Below are 24,563 nucleotides of genomic sequence, written 5' to 3'. Positions count from 1 at the left end.
TGTCAACACGCGGAGTTGACAGGCATCCCATGAGCTGGAGAGTCAAACGGCGAGTGTGTGAGCCAGGGGACCAGCCCATCGGCAGGCCGTCGATCAGCTCGAACGGATGCCCTACTCTCGGCGGATGACGCTCTACTTCGACCCGATGGCCGTCCTCGGCCACGACCGCGATGCCTTTCGGGGCCGGTGGGAGGACCGACTGTGGCTCAACGTCCCCGGGCCCTTCTACGGCGGGGAGACCGACACCTGCTGGACGGGGCGGCTCTCGGCACCCGCCCACGTCCTCTACGGGGGCGAGTACCTCAGCGAGTACGTCTACCGCCAGCCCAGGACGCCTGCGGACACGGCCCTGCTGATCGAGGCGGCGGACAACGACCCGTTCCTCGGGTACGGCTGTGACGGCGACTCCCGATGGACGCCGGAAACGGTCCGGGAGTGGTGGCGTAGTCGCGGCCAGGTCGTGCAGTACCTGTCCGACCAGCGGAGCAGATGGGATGAGGGCGATGCCTGGGCAGACCAGGGCATAGCCGCCGCCGTCCGCGATTTCGAGCTCTACATCGCCGGTGGCCTGGCAAGTGACCTGCGGATCTACCTCTACTGGCTGGAAGAGCGGCGGTCCCCCACACCCGGTGACCGGTTGCCCCAGCTGTAGCGTCACGCGGCGGGTGCGTGGGCTTGCTGGGACCGGGCTGTCGCCTCGTCGTACGGTGTACCGGTCTTGAGGCAGTCGTGCAGGATGCCGACGAGCCGGTTGACGAGTTGGCGGCGGGTGAAGCCCGATGAGTGCGGGAGGATCACTTCGTGATCACCCTCATCCCGCCTCCCGGGCCCGACCGGCACCGGGCGATCGTCAGCGAGGTGGCCCTCCTGTGGGCCGCGCACCATCCCGGGCCGTTCCCCGACGTGCCGTTCGACCGCAGACACGATCTGGCCTACCTGGATTTCACCATGGCCGGCTGCGTCATGGCCTACCTCAGGAACGATGGCGTTACCGGCCCGGATGACGCCGGGGTTCTTCGGGGCTGCCTCCCGGAGCTGCGTGCGGCTGTGGCACTGCTCGCACGTTCGACGGAGTACCGGGAGGGGCTCAGGGCTTTCAGGGGCTTGCTCGCCATGGCCGAACTGATTCTCGCCGACGTAGCGTGAGCGGGCCGCGGTCCGGCCCCTTACCCATCAGGCCGGGGTCGGGAGGAGCTCCTGACGCTCATCCCGCAGCTGATCCGGTAGCCCCCGCCCCCGGCCCGCACGACGGCGGGCCGGACGACGACCGGTGGGCGCTCGCGCCGGAGCGCCGGGCCGTGTAGGAGGAGATCGACCCGCGGCGGGGCCCCTGATGGCCGATCACCTGGCAGTGCACCTGTGCCACCGCGCGGCAGTGGTGGCTGGGGTACGACGGCCTGGTCGAGTGGGCCACGCTGCCCAGGGGGACCGTGTCCGAGGGCGAGCAGCTCGGGCGGTGGGTGCGGGCGCAGCGCGGTGGCTGGCCCGGTCCGGGGGCGGACCAGCCACCTGCTGTCGACGACCGGTATCGGGGGCGGCCCCGGGTTCGCGGCCGTGCGGGCGGCGGCCGTGGCGGTTCGTGGAGCGGTAGCGGCATACGGGCCGGGCGCGGGTCGGCGGTGTCCTTCCGGTCCGCGTCCCACGGGCCCGGCCCCGTGCGAGAGCGCGGCTAACCGCCTGTCATACGTGCAGCCGCGCCTTCACTGCCGAGCCGCGCCCGCCGCCACCGGTCGGGTCCGCAGCAGTGCCCGGGTGGGCAGTCCCATCGCGCCGAGGCAGAGCAGTACGGCTGCGCCGGCCAGTGGCAGGACGAGGGTCGCGGGGACGTACGGGGCGGTGCCGGCGATCCCCCGGGCGACCGGGACCAGGGTGATCCAGGCGATCGCCGCGCCGAGCGCCAGCCCGGCGGCCGCGACCAGCAGCGCCTCCCAGCGGATCATGCCGCGCACCTGTCGCCGGGTGGTGCCGGCCAGCCGCAGCAGCGCGACCTCGCGGCGCCGGTCCAGTACCGTCATCGCCAGGGTGTTGACGGCGGCGACGGCGGCGAACCCGCCGAGGACGGCGGCCATCACGGTGTTGGCCCAGCCGTTGAGTTCCATGTCCTTGTCGGAGCGGGCGACGAACCCGGCCCGGTCGCCCACCTCGACGCCGCCCAGGCGGCCGAGTGCGGCGGCCACCGCCGTACGGTCGGCGCCCGGCCCGTCGGCGACCAGCACCTGGCTGTCGTATCCGGCGGTGACGTGGGCGGCGACGGCCGCCCGGGGCAGCAGGGCCCGGCCGAAGCCGAGTCCGCGGTCGTACACGGCGACCAGGACGGGCCGCACGGCGGTGCCGTCGCCGAGCCAGAGCGGGACGCGGTCGCCGACCTTGACGTCCAGGACGTCGGCCAGGGCGGCGTCCAGAGCGACGGTGTCGGGGGCGCGGCCGAGGTCGGCGAGCGAGCCGCTGCGCACGCCCAGGTCGAGCACCTTGGGCAGCCGGGCCGGGTCGCCGTCCACGCCGAGGGCCGGGGCGGAGCCGAGCTGCCCGTTCTGCCGGTGGACGACGGCGGTACGCAGCACGCCGACCGCGGTGTCCACGCCGGGCACCTTGGCCGTCCGCTCGGTGGTGCCGGTGGGCAGACCGGGGCCGGTGGCCGTGAGGACGTGGTCGGCGGTGATGCCGGTGCGGACGTTCTCGCCGGTGGCGTGGCTCAGGGTGCTCTGGATCACCAGCAGGGTCCCGCAGAAGGCGGTGACCAGCACGATCGGAGTGAACGCGGAGGCCATCCGGCGGGCGTTGGCGCGGGAGTTGTCCGCGGCCAGCGAACCGGTGGCACCACAGACCCGCAGCGGGGCGCCGAGCACGGCGGCGGCGAGCCGGGCCAGGTGGGGGCCGAGCAGGGCGACGGCCAGCATGAAGGCCATCACCACGCCCTGCGCGGTCTGGGCGGCCGCGGCGCCGTCCAGTGCGGACGCGAAGACGGCGGCCACCACCCCGACCGCGGCGAACAGCAGCCCGATGGCGGTGCGCACCTTCCCCGGGCGGGGCGGCTCGACGGCGGCCTCGCCGAGCGCCTGTCCGGGGCGCAGCTTGGACGGGCGGCGTGCGGCCAGGAAGCCGGCGGTGAGCGCGGCGAGGGTGCACGTCGCGACGGCGACCAGCATCGGCAGCGGGCCGACGTCGAGGCGGATCCCGGCGGGGACGGCGCCGCGTTCGACCAGCTGGTCGAACCACCAGTGCGCGAGGGCGACTCCGGGCAGGATGCCGAGCGCCCCGGCGACGGGCGCGACCAGCATCGCCTCGGTGGCGATGGTGCGGCGGATCTGACGCGGGGTGGCGCCGATGGCGCGCAGCAGGGCGAACTCGCGGGCGCGCTGGCCGGTGGCGAGGGCGACGGTGCTCATCACCACGAAGATCGCGGTCATGGTGGTGTAGCCGCCGAAGATGCCGCCGAGCATGCTGAGCATGGAGCGGGCCTCGCGCAGGGCGGGCTGTTCCACGGTGGCGCGCTCGTCGCCGGTGAGGACGTCGGCGTCGGCGCCGACCGCCTGGCGGACCTGCGAGGCCAGGGCGGCTGCGGTGACGCCCTCGCGGGGCTGGACGGCGACGGCGTCGATCCGGCCGGGGTGGCCGGAGAGGCGGTCGGCGGTGGCGTCGGCGAACCAGGCGGTGGGGCCGGCGGCCTGGGCGGCGGCGAGGCCGGAGACGCGGTAGCCCGCGGTGCCGCCGGGGGCGGTCAGAGTGAGGCTCGCGCCGGGCGCAAGGTGGGCGGCGCGCGCCGTGTCGGCGTCCAGCACGACCTCGTTCACGCCGGGGGCACGGCCCTCGACTAGGACGTCCTGCGGCCCGGCGATGCCGAGCGCGGCGTAGGACCGGCCAGTCAGGGCGGGGGTGGCGGACGTCGCGGGGGTCGCGGGGGCGGCGGCCGTCGCGGGCAGGGGGAAGGCGGTGTCCGGACGGGCGGCCGCGACCCCGGGCAGGGCGGCGATCCGGCTCACCAGCGCGGCGTCCATCCTTGCCCGCTCCGGGGTGGCCTGCTCGACCGTCTCGGTGTCGTCCTTGCCGAACGTGGTCTTGATCGCCACCCGCTGCTCCGCCGCGACCACCACGGGAGCGGCGGCGTAGCGGACCGGCGGCAGGCTCGCGGTCAGCCCGGTCTGCAGCAGGGTGCCGCAGGCCACCACCACCGCGGCGCCCACCAGCAGGGCGACCATGGTGCCCACGAAGGAGGCGGGGCGGAAGCGGACGGAGGCGCGGGCGAGTCCGTTCGTCATGCCGCCGCCCCCACCGGACGGGCGGTGAGCGCGACCATCCGGTCCGCCACGGCCTGCGTGGTCGGGTACGGCAGGTCGTCCACGATCGCACCACCGGCCAGGAACAGCACCCGGTCGGCGAAGGAGGCCGCCACCGGGTCGTGGGTCACCATCACCACGGTCGCACCCAGGTCGTCCACCGCCCGGCGCAGCAGGGCGAGCACCTCGTGCGCGGTACGGGTGTCCAGCGCGCCGGTCGGCTCGTCGGCGAACACCACGTCCGGGCGGGTGATCAGTGCCCGGGCGATCGCCACCCGCTGCTGCTGTCCGCCGGACAGCTGCCCGGGCCGCCGCCGGGCGTGCTCACCGAGGCCCACCTGCTGCAGCAACTCCCGGGCCCGGGCGCGGTCCTGGCGCTCGCCCGCCAGGCGCTGCGGGAGCAGGACGTTCTGTTCGACGCTCAGCGAGGGCAGCAGGTTGAAGGACTGGAAGACGAAGCCGATCCGACTGCGGCGCAGCATGGTGAGCCGGTTCTCGCTCAGCCCGGTGAGCTCCTCGCCGCCGAGCCGGACCTGGCCCGCGTCCGGGCGGTCCAGGCCCGCCGCGCACTGCAGGAAGGTGGACTTGCCGGATCCGGAGGGCCCCATCACGGCGGTGAAGCTGCCGCGCGCGAGCGCCAGGTCGATCCCGCGCAGCGCGTGCACGGCCTCGCCGCCGCGGCCGTAACTGCGCCGCACCCCGCACAGTTCGATCGCGGGGCCGATCTGCGCGACGGCCTGCGGAACGGCCCGCGGGGCGGCGTGCGGTGCGGCGTACGGATCGGGGGTCGGGCGGTCGGGCCGGCGTGCCATGAAGGGGCCTTCCTTCGGGAATCGTCAGTGGTCATCGACGGGTTCCACGTTAGGAAGGCGGGCCGCGGCGGACCATGGTGGCCGCTGGCGGACCGGGGGTGGGGTTAGCCCCACCCCCGCTCCGGCGGGATCGCGCCGCAGGCGGCGCGCGGTTCAGGGATCGACCCCGACGGGCGCGGCGTCGCCCTGGACGGGCAGCAGCAGGTCGCCGGCTTCTCAACACCTTCCCGCAGTTCACCACCCGGACCTGCTGGTCGCCGACATCCGCACCTTCTTCCGCGGCCTGCGGGAACGCCCCGACCCGGGCACCGGGGGATCCGGTCGCCGGAGTTGACCGGCGAGCCGTGCGGAGCTGGCCGGCCCCCGCCCGAGCCCGTCAGATGCTTGAGCAGTGCGTTCCCGCAGCCGGTACCAGGCCTTCGGTCAGGTAGGCCTGGACCGCGGCACGGATGCAGTTGCTGTGCACGTAGGCGGTGTGGCCGTCGCCGTCGCGCGTGAGCAGGACGGCGTTGCCGAGTTCGGCCGTGAACCGCTGCGCTCCGGCGTAGGGCGTCAGCGGGTCGGCGGTGGAGCCGACGACCAGGACGGGGGTGGATCCGCTCGCCGCGCGGATCGCGTGCGGCTGCTCGGGGCTGCGGAACGGCCACGCGCGGCAGTCCGGATCGAGCGCGGCCGCCTCGGGCCCGTGCTTGCTGACCAGCGGGGCCTTGGCGGCGAGGTCCGCGAGCGCGGTGCTCAGCCGGTCGGGGGTCGGGGAGCTCGTGGCGCTGTCGGCGCAGGCGATCGCGGTCGGGGCGTCGGCGGAGACGCCGTAACGGCCCTGGTCGCCGCGGCCGTTGGCCACGTCGGCGAGCTTGAGCAAGTCGTCGCCGTCGCCGCGCGTCATGGCCCGGTTCAGCGGTTCGTACAGTTCCGCCCAGGTCTGGCTGCCGCCCGAGAGCTCCCTCAGCACGGCGGCCCAGGCGAGGGCCGCGGTGAGGGTACGTCCGCGGCTGGCGGGCAGCGGGTGATCGGCGAGCCCGTCGAGGAAGTCGGCGAGCTTCTGCGCGGCCTGTCCGCGGTCGGTGCCGAGCGGGCACGAGGCCTGGTTGGTGCAGTCGGCGGCGAACGCCTTGAGGGCGCTTTCGAGGCCGGCCTGCAGTTCGACGTTGTTCTCGGTCACCGTCGCGGAGGAGGGGAGCGGGCCGTCGAGGACCAGGCGGCCGACGCGGTCCGGGAACTGCTCGGCGTAGAGACCGCCGAGGTAGGTGCCGTAGGAGAGCCCGAGGTAGTTGAGCTTGTCGTCCCGCAGGGCGCCGCGCAGGACGTCCATGTCGCGGGCGGTGTCGCGGGTCCCGACGTGGGGCAGCACCTTGCCGTACGCCGCCCGGCAGGCCTCGGCGAGCACGGCGGCGTGGTCGGCGGCGGGCCGGTCGGTGGCGAGCCGGTCGTCGCGGGCCCGGTCGTCGAGGCAGTTGACGGGGGTGGTGCCGGCGGCACCCCGCGGATCGAAGCCGATGATGTCGAAGCGGTCGTGCAGGGCCCGTCGAACGCGCCGGGGTTGCGCGCGAGCATGACGGCGCCGGAGCCCCCGGGGCCTCCGGCGTTGACGAGGAGCGCGCCGATCCGCTTCTCCGGCCGGGCGGCGGCGTAGCGCACGAGTGCCACGTCGAGGGCGTCGTCGCCGGGGCGGGCGTAGTCGAGCGGCACCCTGAGCTTGGCGCACTGCACCGGGGACCGGTAGCCGTCCGGTGTCCGGGGGTTGTCCGCACAGGCCGTCCAGTCGATCCGCTGGCCGTAGAAGTGGCGGAGTGCCGGGTCGGCACCGGCGGGTGCCCAGGCGGCGCCGTCGGCCGTCGGGTCCCCTGCCCCGGCGCTGGTGCAACCGGCCAGCAGGACGGTGGCGACGAGGGCGGACAGGGTGTGGCGGGAGAACCGGGTGATCATCGGATGCACCGCACACTCATACCACCCGGCCATCACACCATCGCCACGTGGCCCACCCGCTGACACACCGACGACCCCGTGACGGCCCGGCTGCGCGAAGCCGCCCGACCTGATCGCACGGGGTCAACCGCCTGCTCGCCCGGGCGGACCCCCGAGATGTAAACGTTATATCAGATGTCCGATATGCCGGATATGTTAATGCTGTAATAGTAAAGACTTAACCAAATCAGAGCAAAGCATTGAGATACGTCAATTCGTGCACGGCTGACCAGAGGTCGGCTACTGCAGGGGATCCGGTGCCATGGGGCACCGAGTGCCCGCGACATCATCAGATTCTCCTGGGCCCTGTGATCCGTCCTGGCCTGCCGGGCACCCCGGCGCCCGGCAAGCCATGAGCCGGACCAGCGGAAGCGGTGGTCCACCGCCGACCGCCACCAACGACGTCACAGGAGTTCGACAATGATGGATCCGAGGATTTCTCCCATCGCCCGGCGGATATCCGTCGCCGTGATCGCCACCACCGTGGCGAGCCTCGCCGCCGGGTGTTCACAAGGCCGGGCTTCGAGCCCTGCCCCCGCCCCGGCGGCCACGTCGGCCGAAGCCGCCACCGGCACGACGGCGCAGGCCGCCACGGACCCGGCGGACCCGGCCACCTGGCGGCTGCCGATGGAGGCCTACCTGCCGACGGACGAGGAGTACCGGCGCTACGGCAAGGCGATGCACGCCCGCGTCTCGGAGTGCATGCGCAAGGCCGGCTACACCCCACAGCCCCTCGTCGACGTCCCCCCGATCGGAGGGAGCACGCTGACCGACCGGCGCTACGGCATCCACGACGAGACCCTGTCGGCCAAGCGCGGCTACCACGTCGATGCCCAGCAGCAGGCCGCCTACGACGCGGCGATGCAGGAGTCCGCGGTGTCCAAGCTCGGCCCCGAGGGCAACCGGGCCGAGTTCGAGTGCGGCACCCGGAGCAAGCACTGGTTCGGCGGAGGCGACAGGACCCTGGGCGCGCTCGCCCAGGAACTGGGCAACGACGCCTTCCTGCGCGCCAAGCGGGAGCCCGAGGTCGTCGCCGCCTTCAAGGCCTGGTCCTCCTGCATGAAGGAGCGCGGCTACTCCTACAAGGAGCCCTTCGACGCGAACGACGACCCCCGCATGACCGGCCGTGAGGTCTCGAAGGCGGAGATCGACACCGCCCTCGCCGACATCGCCTGCCGCACCCGCACCGACGTCGCGAAGATCTGGTACGACGCCGAAGTGCGCCTGCAGAAGGACGCGTTCGACAAGCAGGCACCGGCCCTCCAGGCCGAACGCAAGGAACTGGACGCGATCCTGAAGAAGACCGCGGACGTCCTCGGCGGTACCCGCTGACGGCGGGGCGCAGGCCGTGAGCGCTCCCGTGCCCGAGCCGGCCGGCGCCGCCCCGTTCCTCACGTCACCCGCGTAGGTGGCCGCGGAGACCGCGCCGCCACCGGCCGACGATGACGCCCGCGGCCGGCACGAGCCGGTCGCGGGCGACGGACAGAGCGACGCACGGGATCTCGGTCCGTGCCGCCCGCAACTCCGCCCTCGCGGCGCGCGCCGAGGACAAGGCAGAGCAAGGGCAGGGCACAGCCGAAACTCGCTGATCAGCGGATAGGTGACCCATGCAAGAGGTCATTCCCCTACCGATCTTGATCGTTCCCAGGGTCACGCGGGGTGCTCTGGAAGGTGGAGGGCGGAGAGTCGCGGCAGTCGACGGTGCATCTGCTCGGCGTCGTCGAAGTCGAAGTCCTCGCCCATGTCCACCTCCACCCGGTCACGGGGGTGGGCGTTCCAGTACTCGTTCCACGCCTCGTAGAAGTCCTCGTCATCGCGGGCGAGCTGCTTGAACCCGTAGGTGGCCGAGTAGTTGACCGCCTCGCAGAAGAGGACGTCGTCGTGTTCCGCTGCAGCCGCGGCGACGAGGGGGTGTTCCGCGAGGTCATCGGGGTTGATGGCAACCCGCTGGTACCAGTCTCGTCCCTGGGCGATCACGCCTGCGCGGAAGTCGATGAAGCTGTCGTCCGAGCAGCCGCCGCCGATGAGGTATGCCGCTGCCCAGACGTCCCAGCGGTAGAGGGCGCCGTGGAGTTCGTCGAATCGCTCCTGGTACTCCAGGATTTCCCTCTTCGAGCGGGCGGCCAGCAGGCCGACCAGCGCCTGGTCGAAAGTGCCGCTCTCCTCAGCCTGCGAGCGCGCGGTCTCGATGAGGTGCCAGAACTCGTCCATTTCCATGACGTGGCACTCTGCCACCCGGGGACGACAAGCGGGCCTGCAAAGCGACGGGGGACCTGTCAGGGTCCCCGCGTATTCTGCCGCGCATGAGCATGATCGGGGAGTACTTGCGGCTGGCACCTGCCGAGCTGGGCCGAGCTGTCCGAGCTATGGAGCGGGCCTCAGACCGGAGGCCGGCATGGACGGGTTGACGGTTGCGGAAGACGCCGAGAAGCGCTTCGCCTGGGTCGATGAGCTGGAGGAGGACTACATCCTGCCCACCATCGCGGTGATCGCCGGTGTGGGGCGGGACGAGGTGATCCGCCGGCTGCACGGCGATCCGGAGACCGGTCGACTCCTGACGGCACGACAGGCCGCCGACGAGACGGCTCGCGCCGACCGGGACGAGGATCTGGTCGGGGTCGGGATGGCCGGTGACCTGGTGTTCGTGGTGGAAGCCGGTGGCTACACAACAGCGATTCCGGGGGTTCTTCGCGATCTGTCGCGCGGTGGCCGGTGCTTCAGCGTGCAGATCGATGTCAACGGGGGAGACACCGTCCACTATGCCGTGGACGGTGAGCTCGTTGTCTACGAAGAGCACCACGGGCCGGTCAACCCGCTGAGGGCGGGAGATCCACGCTGGGATGCCGAGTGGTGCCAGGGGTTGATCGACGTGAGTGACGAGACGGAGATCTGGGGTGTGAAGATCTTCGCGCTGATGGAGCGAGTGATGAGCGCCGCCGTCCACCCCTCGTGGTTCGCCGAGCCGCTCGACACGTTCGCCGTTCCGCTGGCCTTCGGTTATGCGAACACCCCTGCCTGGGAGGTGCCCTGATGTCCGCACCGGCAGCCCAGCGTTCCAGAGCGGCCACGCCCGGACGAGGGGAATACCAGCGGCGGGCCGTCTGGTCCCATCGGGCTCCGGCGGCCTTGGCCTCGTCCTTCTCGGCGAACGGGACATCCAGCCAGATCCGCTCAACTGCCATCACCGTGCTCCTCGTTGTCGTCACTACCAGCGGGCGCGACCACCCTGGGCGCAAGAACTGACAAGACGTCAGATATTGGTCCAAGCGCTCGATTCAGGCGTCATGCTCCTGGCCGGCGCGGCTCCCCAGGGGAGTCGGCTGTCATTGCGCTCAGGCGGCGATCCCCAGCTCCGTCCGGGCGCGGTGCAGGAAGTCGCGGACGACAGTCTCCCGGCGCCACGGCGTGAGGGCGGTGTTGAACTCGCGGACGTAGTCGAGGGCCCGGGAGGACTGGACGCGGGCGAGGATGTCGACGGCCTGGTTGCCGAGCGCGAGGCCCTGGTCGAGGTCCTTCGCCTGGAGGTGAGCGGTCCCGACGATCGCCAGGCGCATGCCGACGGAGCGGGTGAACACCCCGGTCGGCATAGCGGCGGCCTGCGCGTTCCAGGCCAGGGCGGCCTTGGGATTCTTCAGGTCGCGGAAGACCTCGGCGGCGTCCGCAGAGAGCCGGGCGTGGTGATAGAAGTCGATCCACGCCGGTTCGTCGGCGTCGTCGCGGGCCTGGCCGAGCAGGGTCTCGGAAGCGGCCAGCGCGGCCGATGCGGCCCTCGCGTTGTTGTCGCGGGCGTGGGCCCGGGCCTCGATGAGCTTGGTGAAAGCCAGGACCCGGGGGGCGGCATGGCCCTTGGCCCGCTCGAAGGCACCCTGGGTCATGTCGATGGCCTCGCTGGCGAAGCCGCGCAGCAGCGTCTGCATCGCCATGGTGGTGAGCACATAGCAGCCGAGCTGAACATCGCTGCCGGCCCGCGCGAGGCGGAGGGCTTGGATGAAGTGCCGCTGGGCGGCTTCGTGCTGGCCGACATCGAAAGCGGTCCAGCCGGCCAGGCGGGACAGCTGGGCGGTCACCGAGAACAGCTCGCGGCCCACCTCGTCGCTGAACGAGCCGTTCAGCAGCGGGACCGCGCGTTCCTGGAGGCAGGCGGTGACGGAGTTGGCCTTCCAGTTCCCGCCGCCGTACTTCGAGTCCCACCTGCGGGCGTCGTCGGCGGCGTCCCGCAGTTCGGCGAGGTCGGCGGCGCCGACGTGTCCACTGCCGCGGTGGGTCGAGGTGTCGTCGGCGGGGGTGACGAGCCAGCGGGTGACCGGGGTGGTGAAGGCGGAGACGGCGAAGCCCGTTCCAGTGAGGAAGTCGCGGCGGTTCACACTGCTCCAGAACGAAGTGGCGACGCGCACGGCGTCTGTGGGGTCTCGCGGGAAATCCAACCCCACTGCGGTGTCCGGTGTCTCGGCATCCGCCATGCCGATTTCTGCCAACTGCACCGGCCGGCCGAGCCGTTCGCCGATCGCCTGGGCCAGCAGCCTGGGCACCGGCCAGTCCGGGACCATGCCCCGGCGGCACCAGTTCGCGACCGAGGTGTGCGTGTATGTGGTGGTCAGCCCTGCCTCGAGGGCGAGCTGGTTCACGCGGTGGGCCAGCGATTTGTGGCTGGCGCCCTGGCACTTGTCGATCGTCCGGGTCAGAGCCTCGTTCGGCGGTTTGGCACGGCGGGTGGTCGACGCCACAGCGTCCCCTTCAATCGTTCCGCGGCTCCGCGCGGAATTCCTACGCGACTGGGTACGAGAAGTCGTACGCCCCGGCACCTGACGCCGGATCACCGAGGGTATTGCCTCCACCGCAAGCAGTGAACCGCTTTCGTGAGTTGTGAGCCCCCCTGCGAGCCCTGCCCGCACCGGCCGCCGGACGGTTGCCTGGTGTTCCGGGCCTCCGCCGGGACCTGGGAATGACCTCCCGGTGGGGGCCGCCACCGATTCACGCTCGGGGGTGACTACCAGATGTGCGGAATCGCAGGACTGGCCGGCGCCGACGCCGTCCGCCACCAGATGACCGTCGCCGCGATGGGGCTCGCTCAGCACCACCGCGGACCGGACGGCACCCGGCACTTGATCTCGGCCGACGGCCGGGCGGTGCTGTCCATGAACACCCTGCTGATCGTCGACACCGCCGCCCAGCCCGGCCCCTATCTTGACCCGGCCAGCGGCATCGTCCTCACCTTCAACGGCGAGATCTACAACTACCGGCAGGCGGCCGCGGCCTGGGGCATCCCGCTGGAGCCCGGCGAGACCGACTCCCACCTGGTCCTGCGGGCCTGGGCCAAGCTCGGCCCCGGCTGCCTCGCCGGCCTGGACGGCATGTTCGCCCTCGCCATCTATGACCCGCGCGAGGGCCGGCTGTTCCTCGCCCGGGACCGGCTCGGGGAGAAGCCGCTCTACTGGCGTCTGGACGGCGGCCGGCTCGCGTTCGCCTCCGAGGTCACCACCCTGACCGGCTACGGCACCGCCCCGCTGGTCGTCCGCCCCGAGATGCTCAGCATCGAGACGCCGACCGGCGCCGACACCCCGTTCCAGGGCATCCAGCTGCTGGCCCCCGCGGGGCTGCTGGCCTTCGACGTCGCCACCGGCTCGCTGGTCCAGCGGACCTGGTGGCAGTTGGAGGGCCTGGAGCCCTGGCAGGGCGACTACAAGACCGCCCTCGCCCGGTTCTCGACCCTGCTGGCAGGCCGCGTCCCGATGCGGGCACCCGGCTCGGACTTCGCGCTGCTGCTGTCGGGTGGGCTCGACTCCTCGGTGCTGGCCTACCTAATGCGGCCCCAGCTCTGCGTCACGGTCCGCTACCCCGGCCAGGACCGCCTCGACGAGTCCGCGACAGCGGCCGTCGTCGCCCGGGACGTCGGTGCCGAGTTGGTCGTCATCGAGCCGACCATCCAGGACTTCACCCACGCGCTGCCGGAGATCATGCACGCGCTGGACTACCCGATGGGCAACGCGTCCACGTTCTCCGAGCACATGGCCTACCGGGCGGTCGCCGAGCGCGGCATGCGCGTCGTCGTCGGCGGGCTCGGACCGGACGAGTTCCTGATGGGCTACGTCCGCCACGCGCTCGTCCTGTTCGGGCCGGAGGCGGTGTTGGGCGCCGGGCTGGACGCCTACCGGCCGCTCGCCTCCAAGCTCACCGGCTCCGCCGGAGAGCCGCTCGGGCCGGCCGAGGCGATCGTGCGCCTAATCCTGCGCGGGCAGGACCCGGACGGGCGACTGCGCGAGCTGGTCGCCGATGCCCTCCGCCGGGCCGGCGGGGACCTGGCACGAGGGCTGACGCTGGCGGACCTGGCCACGGCCTGGCGCCCGCTGGTGATGACCTCGGACAAGCTGGCCTCCGCGTTCGCGCTGGAGCGGCGCTCGCCCTACCTGGCGCGGGACCTGGTCGAGTTCGCCTACCGGCTGCCGGTCGAGCACAAGATCGCCGACCCGGCCGCCGGGAAGCGGATTCTGCGGGACGCCGCGAACGCCCTCGGCCTGCCCCGGGAGGTCTGGGGCAGCAGGGACAAACTCGGCTTCGCCTCCCCGGTCCCCAGCTGGCTGTCCGGCCCGCTGGAAGGCTGGGCCACCGCCCAGATCAGCTCGGCGCTCGACCGGGCCCCGCGCGGGCTGCACCCGCTGCTGGCCGGCGGCCTCAAGCCCGGAGGCCGGTTCGACCGCACCCGCATGCAGGCCCTGATGGCCGCCGCCTGGTTCACCGACCACGCTCTGACAACAGCGGCATGACAGGCCGTCAGCTCACTACGGTGAGCACATGGAAACCCTTCCCGAAACCCCGGCCGCCGCCGAGCCGCGCGGAGCGGTCGCGATCATCGCCAACCACCGCGGCGAACTCCTCCTGCACCTGCGCGACGACCTCGAACACGTGGCCTGGCCCGGTCACTGGAGTCTGCTGGGAGGTGGCTGCGACCCCGGCGAGAGCCCGGCCGAGGCGATCGTCCGCGAACTCGACGAGGAAGCCGGACTCGACGCCGGGGACCTTCGCCCGCTGTTCGAGATCCAAGACCGGCACGGCTCCGGGCAACTCATCACCTTCTTCGCCGCCCACTGGGACGGCGACGAGACCGCGCTGCCGCTGGCCGAGGGCGTCAAGCTCCAGTTCTTCGCCCCCGAGCACCTTCCCGTCCTGACCATCCCGCCGTTCATCCGCGACGGCATCCACCGCTTCCTCGCCGCCCAGCCGGACACCTGATCCCCTTCCTCAGGGGGCGGGACGCCTGGCCGGGCGGCACCCCGCCCCCTTGGAAGGACACGTTCGTGAAGCTCACCGTGATCGGCTGCGGCTACCTCGGCGCGACCCACGCCGCCGCGATGGCCGAACTCGGCCACCAGGTCCTCGGCATGGACACCGACCCCGACAAGGTCGACGCCCTGAACAAGGGCCAGGCCCCGTTCGTCGAACGCGGCCTGGACGACCTGCTCGCCAAGCACACCACGACCGGGCAGCTCGGGTTCACCGCCTCCTACGCGGAGGCCGCCGCCTTCGCCGACGTCCACTTCCTGGGCGTCGGCACCCCCCAGCAGCACGGCAGCGGCGCCTACGACCTCACCCACCTGCACACCGCCGTCCGCCGCCTGGCCCCCAGGCTCGGCGACAGCGCGCTGATCATCGGGAAGTCCACTGTCCCGGTCGGCACGGTAGCTGAGCTGCGGCAGACCCTCGACGAGCACGTCCGCGACGGGACGAGCGTCCACCTGGCCTGGTCGCCGGAGTTCCTGCGCGAGTCCTTCGCCGTCCTGGACACCCTGCGGCCGGACCGGATCGTCCTCGGAGTCGAGGACGGCGACACCAGCAGCGAGGCCGTCTTCCGGCGGGTCTATGCCGACATCCTGGCCGCCGGCTCCCCGTTGATCGTCACCGACATCGCGACCGCCGAGCTGATCAAGGGCGCCGCGAACGCCTTCCTCGCCACCAAGATCTCCTTCATCAACGCGATGGCCGAGCTCTGCGAACTGGCCGGCGCCGACGTCCAGCAGATCGCCCTCGCCCTGGGCTACGACCAGCGGATCGGCGCCAAGGGCATGCACCCCGGCCTCGGGTTCGGCGGCGGCTGCCTGCCCAAGGATCTGGCCGGGTTCACCCACCGCGCCGAGGAGCTCGGCGCCGACACCGGGCTCCTCCGCCAGGTCGCGGCGATCAACCGACGCCGACGCGAGCACACCGTCGAACTCGCCCGCGAGGCCCTCGGCGGCACCCTCGGCGGCAAACGGATCGCCGTCTGGGGCGCCGCCTTCAAGCCCAACACCGACGACATCCGCGACTCCCCGGCCCTCGCCGTCGCCGACACCCTCCAGCGGGCCGGCGCCGAGGTCACCGTCCACGACCCCGCCGCCATGGAGAACGCCCGCCGGGCCTACCCCCGCCTCGACTACGCCGACGACCCCACGCAGGCCCTCACCGGCGCCGGACTGCTGCTGCACCTGACCGACTGGCCCCAGTACTCCGACACCGACCCGGCCGACCTGACCCGGCGCATCGCCGTCCCCAAGGTCATCGACGCCCGCGGCACCCTCAACGCGAACCACTGGCGCACGGCGGGCTGGACCTTCCGCGCCCTCGGCCGCCCCTGACCCACCAACACGGGTGTCCCCGAGCCGCCCGGGCGGCTCGGGGACACCCGCATTTCGGGCGAAATTCGTCCCGATGGCGGAGCGATCAGCACGCCGTTCATGTCGTTGACCATCGCGCCGCCGCACTCAGGCATCCCCACCCTGGAAAGCCCGGCCACGGTCGACACCGCGCAGCACTTGAGCGCCGTCGGGCCCTGATCGGGACCTGATTCGACGACAGCGGGAACGAGAAGCGGATCTTCACGATCGAGGGTGTGGCCGCGGTCCGGAGCCTCCGTCACCCGCGGCGCCACCGGCGCGGGTGTCCGGGTCGGTGGCGGCGACGCGAAGGCCGTCGATCATGAAGGCCGTGAAGCGGCGTACCGCCGCGTCGCGCGTGGCGGCGGGTGCGGCGGTGAGTCCGCGGCCGGCGAGGAGGAGGACGGCGAAGTCGTCGAACCCGAAGTCCGGACGCAGCCGACCCGCGGCCTGCGCGCGGTCGATGACGGTGGAGACGACGCGGCCCAGCTCCTGGCGGTGTGCCTCGAAGTCGACGACGTCGGGGTGGGCCGACATGAACGCGTCCGTGAAGCCCTGGTTGCGCGCGTTGAGGAGCAGGATGCGCTCGATGACGTCGCAGAACCCGCGCCACGGATCCGGGTCGGCGGCGCCGTCGTGGACGATCGAGCCGCACTCGGCGAGCTCGTTCTCGAACGCCTTGAGCACCAGGTCCCGCTTCGTCGGGAACCGGCGGTACAGGGTCGCGGGCCCGACGTCCGCACGTCGGGCGATCTGTCGCATCGTCACCTCCAGCCCGGACTCCGCGAAGAGCTCCCGGGCCGCGGCGAGGACACGGTCGCGGTTCTCCCTCGCGTCGATACGCAGCAGGTGAGTCATCTTCCGGGCGATCTCTCTCACAACGACAAGTGGACGCACCCGTCCGTTACGTTCGATCGTACGGGAGCCGACCGGCTCGGACCATTGGGGAGCAACACATGCGAGCAGTCTCGATCCGTACCCTCGGCAGCCCGGACGGCATGGAGGTCGTCGACGTCCGCACCCCCATCCCGGGCGAAGGCGAAGTCGTCATCCGGACCGCGGCGATCGGGGTCGGCGGAGTCGACGCGGTGATCCGGCGCGGCACCCTGGGCGCGCTCGGCCCGGCCCTCCCCCGCGACGGCCTGGTACCGGGGAGCGAGGTGGCCGGGACGATCACAGCCGTGGGAGCGGGTGTCGAGGCGTCGTGGCTCGACCGACGCGTCTGGGCGTTCACCGGCCTCTCCGGCGGCTACGCCGAGCACGCGCTCGCGCGGATCGAGAACGTCACGCCGCTTCCCGCCGGCCTGACGCCCGTCGACGCGGTGGCACTGGGCAGCGCGGCCCCCGTGGCGCACTTCGCCCTGCGGCAGGCACGGTTCGCCGAGGGCGAGAGCGTGCTGATACGTGGCGCGGCCGGCAGCATCGGCATCGCAGCCGTCGAGATCGCGGCCCGAGCCGGCGCACGGGCGGTCGCGGTGACCACGTCGTCGGCCGAGCGGGGCGAGCGGCTGAGGGCGTACGGCGCGACACACGTGCTCGACCGCGACGGGAACAGTACGCGTGGTCCCGAGCCGGCCGGCTTCGACGTGATCGTCGACATCGTCGCCGGGCCGGCGGTGCCCTCGTTCCTCACCCGGCTCGCACCCAACGGTCGACTGGTGCTGGTCGGCCTCGTCGCCGGGCCTCCTCCGGCGGACTTCGGGACGGCGTTGCTGAGCCGGTTCCAGCGGTCGCTGTCGGTCGCGACCTTCAGCCTGGACACGGTGCCGCGGGCCGACCTGGCCCGGCTGCGCGCCGACCAGTTCGAGGCCGCGGCGCGGGGCGAGCTCAGCGCCGTCGTCCACGCCGTCCTCCCCCTCGAAGCCGCGGCGGACGCCCACCGGCGGATGGACGCCGGCGAGGTCTTCGGGCGCATCGTCCTGACACCGTGACCGACTGCCGGCGTTCCGGACCGTGGCGCCCGCCCGCACCACCGCGACCGGGTGCAGGCGGGCGGGACGGGTGCGGCTACTGCGGAGTGACGTAGGCGCCGGAGATGCCGCCGTCGACGAGGAAGGTGTTGGCGGTCATGAAGGAGGAGTCGTCGGAGGCGAGGAAGGCCACCGCGGCGGCGATCTCCTCGGGCTCGGCGAAGCGGCCCAGCGGGATGTGGACCAGGCGGCGGGCGGCGCGCTCCGGGTCCTTGGCGAAGAGCTCCTGGAGCAGCGGGGTGTTGACCGGGCCGGGGCACAGGGCGTTGACGCGGATGCCCTCACGGGCGAACTGGACGCCCAGTTCGCGGGACATGGCCAGTACGCCGCCCTTGGAGGCGCTGTAGGAGATCTGGGAGGTGGCCGCGCCCATCACGGCGACGAAGGAGGCGGTGTTGATGATGGAGCCCTTGCCCTGGCGCTGCATGTGCGGGATCGCGTACTTGCAGCACAGGTAGACGCTGGTGAGGTTGACGTCCTGGACGCGCTTCCAGGCGTCCAGGCCGGTGGTGAGGATGGAGTCGTCGTCCGGCGGGGAGATGCCGGCGTTGTTGAAGGCGATGTCGAGGCGGCCGTACTCGTCGACGGTCCGCTGGAAGAGGTCGCGCACCGCGGTCTCGTCGGTGACGTCGGCCTGGATGAACAGGCCGCCGACCTCGTTGGCGGCCTTGGCGCCGCTCTCGGGGTCGAGGTCGACGACGACCACCTTGGCGCCCTCGGCGGCGAGGCGGCGGGCGGTCGCCAGGCCGATGCCGCTGCCGGCGCCGGTGATGACGGCCACGCGGCCGTCGAGTCGCTGGGTCATGGTGATCATTCCTCCGTGGAGATGAAGACGTTCTTGGTCTGGGTGAAGGCGTCGAGGGCGTCGGGGCCGAGTTCGCGGCCGAGCCCGGATTGTTTGAAGCCGCCGAAGGGCGTGGTGTAGCGGACCGAGGAGTGCGAGTTGACGGAGAGGTTGCCGGCCTCGACGCCGCGCGAGACCCGCAGGGCGCGGCCGAGGTCCCTGGTCCAGATGGAGCCGGAGAGGCCGTACTCGGTGGCGTTGGCGATGCGCAGGGCGTCCTGTTCGTCGCGGAACGGGACGACGGTGACGACCGGGCCGAAGATCTCCTCGGTGAAGGCCGGGTCGTCGTGGCGCACGGGCGCGAGGACGGTCGGCGGGTACCAGAAGCCGGGCCCGTCGGGGGCGCTGCCGCGGAAGGCGACGGCGGCGGTGTCCGGGACGTAGGAGGCGACCCGTTCGCGATGGGCGGCCGAGATCAGCGGGCCCATCTCGGTCTTCTCGTCGGTCGGGTCGCCGACCCGCACCCCGCGCACGGCCGGTTCCAGCAGCGCCATGAAGTCGTCGAGGACACGGGCCTCGACGAGGATCCGGGAGCGGGCGCAGCAGTCCTGGCCGGCGTTGTCGAAGACGGCGTAGGGCGCGGTCGCGGCGGCCTTGGCGAGGTCGGCGTCGGCGAAGACGATGTTGGCGCTCTTGCCGCCGAGTTCGAGGGTGACGGGCTTCACCTGGGCCGCGCAGCCGGCCATGATCTGCTTGCCGACCCGGGTGGAGCCGGTGAAGACGACCTTGCGCACGTCGGGGTGGGTGACGAAGCGCCCGCCGACGACCGGGCCGCGGCCGGGCAGGACCTGGAGCACGCCCTCGGGGATCCCGGCTTCCAGGGCGAGTTCGGCCAGCCGCAGCGCGGTGAGCGGGGTGAGCTCGGCCGGTTTGACGATGACGGTGTTGCCGGCGGCGAGCGCCGGGGCCAGGGCCCAGGCGGCGATCGGCATCGGGAAGTTCCAGGGCACGATGACGCCGACGACGCCGATCGGTTCCTGGAAGGTGACGTCGATGCCGCCGGCGACGGGGATCTGTCGGCCGAACAGCCGCTCGGGGGCGGCGGCGTAGTACTCGATGACGTCCCGGGCGTTGCCCGCCTCCCAGCGGGCGTTGCCGATGGTGTGGCCGGCGTTGGCGACCTCCAGGGCGGCGAGGTGCTCGCGGTCCGCGTCGACGGCGGCGGCGAAGGCGCGCAGCAGTCGGGCGCGGTCGGCGGGGGCGACGTGGCGCCAGGTGTCGAAGGCGGCGCGGGCGCGGGCGACGGCGGCGTCGGTCTCGGCGGTACCGGCGAGTTCGAGGGTGGTGATCACCTCCTCGGTGGCGGGGTTGACGACCTCGTAGAGGTCCGGTTCGGTCATCGGAGGGTCTCCCTGTGGGTGGCGGATCGGCTGGCGGTGACGAAGACGTGGAACAGGCGCGGGTCGTCGGGGTCGGTCTCCGGGTGCCACTGGACGCCCAGGGCGAAGCGGTGGCCGGTGAGTTCGAGGGCCTCGACGGTGCCGTCGGCGGCGTGGGCGGTGGCCCGCAGGCCGGTGCCGATCCGGTCGACGGCCTGGTGGTGGTAACAGGAGACGTCGGCGGTGGGGCCGAGGACGGCGGCGAGGCGGCTGTCGTCGGCCAGGGTGACCCGGTGGCGGACGAAGCGGGCGGGGACGCGCTGGTGGGTGTCGTCGGGCAGGTGCTGGAGCAGGGTGCCGCCGAGTTCGACGTTGAGCAGTTGCATACCGCGGCACACGCCGAGCAGCGGGAGGTCGCGGGCGAGGGCGGCGTGCAGCAGTCGGCTCTCCCAGTCGTCGCGGGCGTGGTGGGGCGGGCCGGTGCGCGGGTGGGGGGCGGCCGCGTAGCGGGCCGGGTCGAGGTCCGGTCCACCGGCCAGGACGAGGCCGTCGAGGGCGTCGACCAGGGGGCCGGCCGCGCCGGGTTGGGGCGGCAGCAGGACCGGGGTGCCGCCCGCGCGGACGACGGCGTCGACGTACGTCTGCGGCAGGAGGGCGGCGCGCTGGTTCCAGACGGACCAGGCGGCGTCGTCCTGATAGCTGGTGATGCCGATGAGCGGACGCGGGTAGCCGTCGTCGGGGGCAGGCGGGGTGGCGGGGGTCGGGGCGACGGCGGTCACAGCCGCTCGAATCCGCGGCGCCGCTCCCAGTCGGTCACCGCCCTTTGGTAGGAGGCGAGTTCGGTGCGTCCGGCGTGGGTGTAGTGCCGGACGACGTCCTTGCCGAAGGCCTCGGTGGCGACGGCGCTGCGCTCGAAGGCATCGACGGCGTCGCGCAGGGTGGCGGGCACCCGGGGGGCGTCGGAGGTGTAGGCGTTGCCGGTGAACTCCGGTTGGAGTTCGAGTTGTTGCTCGACGCCGTGCAGTCCGGCGGCGATCAGGGCGGCGACCGCGAGGTAGGGGTTGACGTCGCCGCCGGGGACGCGGTTCTCGAAGCGCAGCGAGGGGCCGTGGCCGACGACGCGCAGGGCGCAGGTGCGGTTGTCGCGGCCCCAGGCGATGGCGGTGGGCGCGAAGCTGCCGGGGACGTAGCGCTTGTAGGAGTTGACGGTGGGGGCGAACAGCAGGGCGAAGTCGGCGAGGCAGGCGAGTTGGCCGGCGAGGAAGTGCTCCATGGTGCGGGAGAAGCCGTGCGGGCGGTCCCCGGCGAACACCGGGGCGCCCTGGTCGTCGCGCAGGCTCAGGTGGATGTGGCAGGAGTTGCCCTCGCGTTCGTCGTACTTGGCCATGAAGGTGAGGCTGCAGCCCTCCTGGGCGGCGATCTCCTTGGCGCCGGTCTTGTAGACGGTGTGGTTGTCGCAGGTGGTGAGGGCGTCGGCGTACTTGAAGGCGATCTCGTGCTGGCCGAGGTTGCACTCGCCCTTGGCGGACTCGACGGTCAGCCCGGCGCCGGCCATGCCGTTGCGCAGGCGGCGCAGCAGGGGTTCGATGCGGCCGGTGCCGAGGATGGAGTAGTCGACGTTGTACTGGTTGGCCGGGGTGAGCCGGGTGTAGTCCTTGTCCCAGGCCTGTTCGTAGCTGTCCCGGAAGACGATGAACTCCAGTTCGGTGGCGGCCTGGGCCTGCCAGCCGTGGCCGGCGAGGCGGTCGAGCTGGCGTTGGAGGATCTGGCGCGGGGAGACGGCGACCGGGGTGCCGTCGTGCTGGACGACGTCGCACTGGACCATGACGGTGGCGGGGTGCCAGGGCACGGGCCGCAGGGTGGTGAGGTCGGGGCGCAGGGTCAGGTCGCCGTAGCCGTTGTCCCAGGAGGAGACCTCGTAGCCGTCGACGGTGTTCATGTCGACGTCGACGGCCAGCAGGTAGCCGCAGCCCTCGGCGGCGCCGGTGACGACGTCGTCGAGGAAGTAGCGGGCGGCGACGCGTTTGCCCTGGAGGCGTCCCTGCATGTCGGTCATGGCGAGCACGACGGTCTCCACGGACCCGTCGGCGACGCGGGTGCGCAGTTCGTCGAGGGTGAGCCGGGGGGTGGTCATCGGGTCTCCGGTTCGGTGTCGGGGGCGGGCGGGGCGTCGGGCGCGGACAGGGCGTCGGGCGCGGTCGGCGCGGGGCCGGTGTGGGGCCCGGTGAACCAGTTCCTGGCGGAGGCCAGCCACCACACGCCGGCGAAGCCGACCACGACGACGACGGCGACGGGGGTGTAGTTGAAGCTCTCCGTGGTGATCGGGCTGGCGGTGGGGAGCATGAACAGGACGGTGATCACGGCCGTCCAGGCGACGGCGACGACGCCGATCGGCCGGCTCCAGCGGCCCAGGTGCCAGGGGCCGCGCGGGAAGTCCTCGCCCTGGCGCAGCCGCAGGTACACCGGGATGACGTAGGAGATGTAGAGGCCGATGACGGAGATGGAGGTCACGGCCGTGTAGGCGGTGGTGTTCCAGAGCGCGGGCAGGCCGAGCAGCAGGGCGCCGCCGGTGGCCAGCCAGACCGCGTTGGTCGGGGTCTGGGTGCGCGGGGAGATGCGGTGCCACAGGCGGGAGCCGGGCAGGGCGCCGTCGCGGGAGAAGGCGTAGATCATGCGGGAGTTGGCGGTGACGGAGGCCATGCCGCAGAAGAACTGGGCGCCGATGACGATGAGCAGCAGGAACTGGGCGCCGCCGGAGCCGATCGCGTCGATGAAGATCTGGGCGGGCGGGACCTGGGTGGTGCTGTTGAGCGCGCCGTCGTAGTCGCGGATCGCGAAGGTGATGCCGAGCAGCAGGATCCAGCCCGCCACCAGGGAGACGGTGATGGCGTTGACGATGCCGCGCGGGCCGGAGCGGGCGGCGTCCTGGGTCTCCTCGGTCATGTGCGCGGAGGCGTCGTAGCCGGTGAGGGTGTACTGGGCCATCAGCAGGCCCAGCATCGCGACGTAGAACTGGCTGTGGAAACCGGTCTGGTTGACGAACTCGGTGAGCACGAAGGAGACGGAGGCGTGCCGCTCGGGGAGGAACGCGAGCGCGCCGACGATGATCGCGACACCGGCCAGGTGCCACCACACGGACACGCTGTTGAGGACTGCGACCAGCCGCACCCCGAGGGTGTTGAGCAGTCCGTGCGCCAGCAGGATGACCGCGAAGATCTCCATGGTGTGCGCGGGGGTGGCCGCGACGCCGAAGCGGAGCGTGAGGAACGCGTTGGTGAAGAAGGCGGCGCCGTAGTCGACGCCGGCGGTCACCGCGACCTGGCCGAGGAAGTTGAACCAGCCGGTGAACCAGCTCCAGGCGGGGCCGCGGGTGCGGGTCAGCTTGGCGGACCAGTAGTAGAGCCCGCCGGCCGTCGGGTAGCTGGAGCAGATCTCGGCCATCGCGAGGCCGACGCAGAGCGTCAGCAGGCCGACCACCGGCCAGCCCCAGATGATCAGGGCCGGGCCGCCGGTCTTCATCCCGGTCCCGTAGAGGGTCAGGCAGCCGGACAGGATGGAGACGATGGAGAAGGAGACCGCGAAGTTGGAGAAGCCCGACATCGAGCGGGCCAGTTCCTGGGTGTAGCCGAGCTCGCGGAGACGTTGTTCGTCGGCGGAAACGGGGGAAGGGTCCGGCGGTAACACGGCGGGGCCAGGGTGGTCGGGTGAGCGTGCGTCGGTCATGGGCACCCCTGGGGGTTGAGGGTGTGCCGGGGTGCACGCGGCCACGGCGGCGTGGCGCACCCGCCCCGGCGGGTTCGACGGTCTGACGGCTCGTCAATGGTCTAAAGTCAGACCATTGGGTGGGTGAGCAGCATCGTTCCGGCTGGACGGTGGCCGCGTCAAGGGCGGGACGGGAACGAGTGCGGCAGATCCGTTCACGGGTACGATTCGCGGCGTGGACGTTGACGTGGACGTGGACGTGACGCGCGAGCAGGCACGGCTCGACTGGGAGGCCGGGGCGATATTCCGCCCGATCCGGACCGGCAACGCCTTCGAGGAGACCGTCGAACGGCTGCTCCAGGCGATCAAGCTCGGCGTCTTCGGCCCCGGCGACCGGCTGCCCGCCGAACGCGACCTCGCCGCCCGGCTCGGCGTCAGCCGCGAGACCCTGCGCGAGGCGCTGCGCACGCTCCAGCAGGCCGACTGCGTCGAGGCCCGCCGCGGCCGCTACGGCGGGACCTTCGTCACCTACCGGATGCCCGAACCGGACGTCGCCGACCTGCGCCGCGCCGTGCGCGACCTCGGCGGCGAACTGGAGGACGCGCTGACCTACCGGCAGGTCCTGGAGGTCGGGGCCGCCGAGGCCGCCGCCCGACGCCCGCTGACCGCCGAGCAGCGGGCCCACCTCCAGGAGCGGCTGACCGAACTGGACGCGGCCCCGGCGGAGCAGTACCGCCAGCTCGACTCGCGTTTCCACCTCGCCATCGCCGAGCTCACCGGCTCCCCCGCCCTCGCCGCCGCCATCACCGGGGCCCGCATGCGCCTCAACGACCTGCTGAACGCGATCCCCATGCTGGAACGCAACATCGAGCACGCCGCCGAACAGCACCGGGCGATGGTCCGGGCGATCCTCGACGGCGACGGCGACGGCGCCCGGCGCGCCACCGAGGAACACCTCGCCGCGACGGCCTCGCTGCTGCGGGGGTTCCTGGCCTGACGCCCTTCGGGGGCCTCAGGGGGTACCGGGGACGGGGGCTGGCCGGGAGTCAGGCG

At 72.4% G+C, this 24,563-nt stretch carries 21 protein-coding genes and 1 pseudogene; 9 read left to right on the top strand and 13 right to left on the bottom strand.

Going from position 1 to position 24,563, the window contains the following annotated elements:
• Positions 1–124 precede the first annotated feature (124 nt).
• Positions 125–652: a ferredoxin gene (locus tag ACIP4P_RS09370; protein WP_400916294.1), complete on the top strand. Its 528-nt coding sequence runs from the start codon at positions 125–127 to the stop codon at positions 650–652.
• A gap of 2 nt (positions 653–654) precedes the next feature.
• On the opposite strand, the gene ACIP4P_RS09365 is transcribed toward ACIP4P_RS09370, so the two are convergent.
• Entirely contained in the window at positions 655–798 is a 144-nt protein-coding gene (locus ACIP4P_RS09365) for a hypothetical protein (RefSeq protein ID WP_400916292.1), read from the bottom strand.
• A gap of 3 nt (positions 799–801) precedes the next feature.
• On the opposite strand from ACIP4P_RS09365, the gene ACIP4P_RS09360 reads away from it, so the two are divergent.
• Positions 802–1,146, top strand: a complete 345-nt coding sequence (locus tag ACIP4P_RS09360; RefSeq protein ID WP_400916290.1) for a hypothetical protein — start codon at positions 802–804, stop codon at positions 1,144–1,146.
• A 554-nt stretch (positions 1,147–1,700) separates the two neighbouring features.
• On the opposite strand, the gene ACIP4P_RS09355 is transcribed toward ACIP4P_RS09360, so the two are convergent.
• The 3 genes from ACIP4P_RS09355 to ACIP4P_RS09345 all read right to left on the bottom strand — a co-directional run bounded on the left by ACIP4P_RS09355 (position 1,701) and on the right by ACIP4P_RS09345 (position 6,791).
• The gene (locus ACIP4P_RS09355; RefSeq protein ID WP_400916288.1) at positions 1,701–4,256 is read right to left on the bottom strand and encodes an ABC transporter permease; all 2,556 of its coding nucleotides are present in this window, start codon (positions 4,254–4,256) and stop codon (positions 1,701–1,703) included.
• Positions 4,253–5,086 (bottom strand): ABC transporter ATP-binding protein, encoded by an 834-nt coding sequence (locus ACIP4P_RS09350; RefSeq protein WP_400916286.1) that lies wholly within the window; start codon positions 5,084–5,086, stop codon positions 4,253–4,255. The genes ACIP4P_RS09355 and ACIP4P_RS09350 overlap by 4 nt, the downstream gene beginning before the upstream one ends.
• 376 nt (positions 5,087–5,462) lie before the next feature.
• A complete protein-coding gene (locus tag ACIP4P_RS09345) occupies positions 5,463–6,791 on the bottom strand; it encodes an alpha/beta hydrolase (protein WP_400916284.1) in 1,329 nt (442 codons plus the stop codon).
• Between the two features lie 680 nt (positions 6,792–7,471).
• On the opposite strand from ACIP4P_RS09345, the gene ACIP4P_RS09340 reads away from it, so the two are divergent.
• Positions 7,472–8,383, top strand: a complete 912-nt coding sequence (locus ACIP4P_RS09340; protein WP_400916283.1) for a hypothetical protein — start codon at positions 7,472–7,474, stop codon at positions 8,381–8,383.
• 318 nt (positions 8,384–8,701) lie between these two features.
• On the opposite strand, the gene ACIP4P_RS09335 is transcribed toward ACIP4P_RS09340, so the two are convergent.
• Complete coding sequence (locus tag ACIP4P_RS09335; protein WP_400916281.1) at positions 8,702–9,268, bottom strand: DUF4240 domain-containing protein; 567 nt, start codon at positions 9,266–9,268, stop codon at positions 8,702–8,704.
• Positions 9,269–9,446: 178 nt separating this feature from the next.
• Between ACIP4P_RS09335 and ACIP4P_RS09330 the strand changes: the two genes are divergently transcribed.
• On the top strand, positions 9,447–10,082 hold the full coding sequence (locus ACIP4P_RS09330) for a DUF6461 domain-containing protein (RefSeq protein ID WP_400916279.1): 636 nt from the start codon (positions 9,447–9,449) through the stop codon (positions 10,080–10,082).
• A 28-nt stretch (positions 10,083–10,110) separates the two neighbouring features.
• Here ACIP4P_RS09330 and ACIP4P_RS09325 read toward each other — a convergent pair.
• A pseudogene (locus ACIP4P_RS09325) lies at positions 10,111–10,233 on the bottom strand (DUF5710 domain-containing protein); the annotation flags it as partial.
• Between the two features lie 150 nt (positions 10,234–10,383).
• Positions 10,384–11,775, bottom strand: a complete 1,392-nt coding sequence (locus ACIP4P_RS09320) for a sporulation protein (protein WP_400916277.1) — start codon at positions 11,773–11,775, stop codon at positions 10,384–10,386.
• A gap of 270 nt (positions 11,776–12,045) precedes the next feature.
• On the opposite strand from ACIP4P_RS09320, the gene ACIP4P_RS09315 reads away from it, so the two are divergent.
• The 3 genes from ACIP4P_RS09315 to ACIP4P_RS09305 all read left to right on the top strand — a co-directional run bounded on the left by ACIP4P_RS09315 (position 12,046) and on the right by ACIP4P_RS09305 (position 15,657).
• Positions 12,046–13,812, top strand: a complete 1,767-nt coding sequence (locus ACIP4P_RS09315) for an asparagine synthetase B family protein (RefSeq protein WP_400916275.1) — start codon at positions 12,046–12,048, stop codon at positions 13,810–13,812.
• A gap of 28 nt (positions 13,813–13,840) precedes the next feature.
• Positions 13,841–14,278 (top strand): NUDIX domain-containing protein, encoded by a 438-nt coding sequence (locus tag ACIP4P_RS09310; RefSeq protein WP_400916273.1) that lies wholly within the window; start codon positions 13,841–13,843, stop codon positions 14,276–14,278.
• A gap of 65 nt (positions 14,279–14,343) precedes the next feature.
• Positions 14,344–15,657 carry a UDP-glucose dehydrogenase family protein gene (locus ACIP4P_RS09305; protein ID WP_400916271.1) on the top strand — a complete coding sequence of 438 codons (1,314 nt, stop codon included), beginning with the start codon at positions 14,344–14,346 and terminating at the stop codon, positions 15,655–15,657.
• Between the two features lie 240 nt (positions 15,658–15,897).
• On the opposite strand, the gene ACIP4P_RS09300 is transcribed toward ACIP4P_RS09305, so the two are convergent.
• On the bottom strand, positions 15,898–16,533 hold the full coding sequence (locus ACIP4P_RS09300) for a TetR/AcrR family transcriptional regulator (RefSeq protein WP_400916269.1): 636 nt from the start codon (positions 16,531–16,533) through the stop codon (positions 15,898–15,900).
• A 98-nt stretch (positions 16,534–16,631) separates the two neighbouring features.
• Between ACIP4P_RS09300 and ACIP4P_RS09295 the strand changes: the two genes are divergently transcribed.
• A complete protein-coding gene (locus tag ACIP4P_RS09295; RefSeq protein WP_400916268.1) occupies positions 16,632–17,606 on the top strand; it encodes a zinc-binding dehydrogenase in 975 nt (324 codons plus the stop codon).
• Between the two features lie 76 nt (positions 17,607–17,682).
• On the opposite strand, the gene ACIP4P_RS09290 is transcribed toward ACIP4P_RS09295, so the two are convergent.
• Genes ACIP4P_RS09290 through ACIP4P_RS09270 form a run of 5 tightly spaced genes read right to left on the bottom strand, consistent with a single transcriptional unit; the run spans position 17,683 to position 23,531 of the window.
• Positions 17,683–18,450, bottom strand: coding sequence for a 3-oxoacyl-ACP reductase (locus ACIP4P_RS09290; RefSeq protein WP_350517395.1), 768 nt, complete (start codon positions 18,448–18,450; stop codon positions 17,683–17,685).
• A 5-nt stretch (positions 18,451–18,455) separates the two neighbouring features.
• Positions 18,456–19,829: an aldehyde dehydrogenase family protein gene (locus tag ACIP4P_RS09285; protein ID WP_400916266.1), complete on the bottom strand. Its 1,374-nt coding sequence runs from the start codon at positions 19,827–19,829 to the stop codon at positions 18,456–18,458.
• Complete coding sequence (locus ACIP4P_RS09280) at positions 19,826–20,587, bottom strand: gamma-glutamyl-gamma-aminobutyrate hydrolase family protein (protein WP_400916264.1); 762 nt, start codon at positions 20,585–20,587, stop codon at positions 19,826–19,828. Before ACIP4P_RS09280 ends, ACIP4P_RS09285 begins: the two co-directional genes overlap by 4 nt.
• The gene (locus ACIP4P_RS09275) at positions 20,584–21,942 is read right to left on the bottom strand and encodes a glutamine synthetase family protein (RefSeq protein ID WP_400916262.1); all 1,359 of its coding nucleotides are present in this window, start codon (positions 21,940–21,942) and stop codon (positions 20,584–20,586) included. The genes ACIP4P_RS09280 and ACIP4P_RS09275 overlap by 4 nt, the downstream gene beginning before the upstream one ends.
• Positions 21,939–23,531 carry an amino acid permease gene (locus ACIP4P_RS09270; RefSeq protein ID WP_400916261.1) on the bottom strand — a complete coding sequence of 531 codons (1,593 nt, stop codon included), beginning with the start codon at positions 23,529–23,531 and terminating at the stop codon, positions 21,939–21,941. Before ACIP4P_RS09270 ends, ACIP4P_RS09275 begins: the two co-directional genes overlap by 4 nt.
• 238 nt (positions 23,532–23,769) lie before the next feature.
• On the opposite strand from ACIP4P_RS09270, the gene ACIP4P_RS09265 reads away from it, so the two are divergent.
• The gene (locus tag ACIP4P_RS09265) at positions 23,770–24,507 is read left to right on the top strand and encodes a FadR/GntR family transcriptional regulator (RefSeq protein ID WP_400916430.1); all 738 of its coding nucleotides are present in this window, start codon (positions 23,770–23,772) and stop codon (positions 24,505–24,507) included.
• Positions 24,508–24,563 lie beyond the last annotated feature (56 nt).

Origin of the sequence: Kitasatospora sp. NPDC089509 (genome assembly GCF_044749365.1) — a bacterium.
Lineage (GTDB): Bacteria > Actinomycetota > Actinomycetes > Streptomycetales > Streptomycetaceae > Kitasatospora.
The sequence above is the reverse complement of the archived record's forward strand: the minus strand, read 5'-3'. Positions and strand labels throughout refer to the sequence as shown.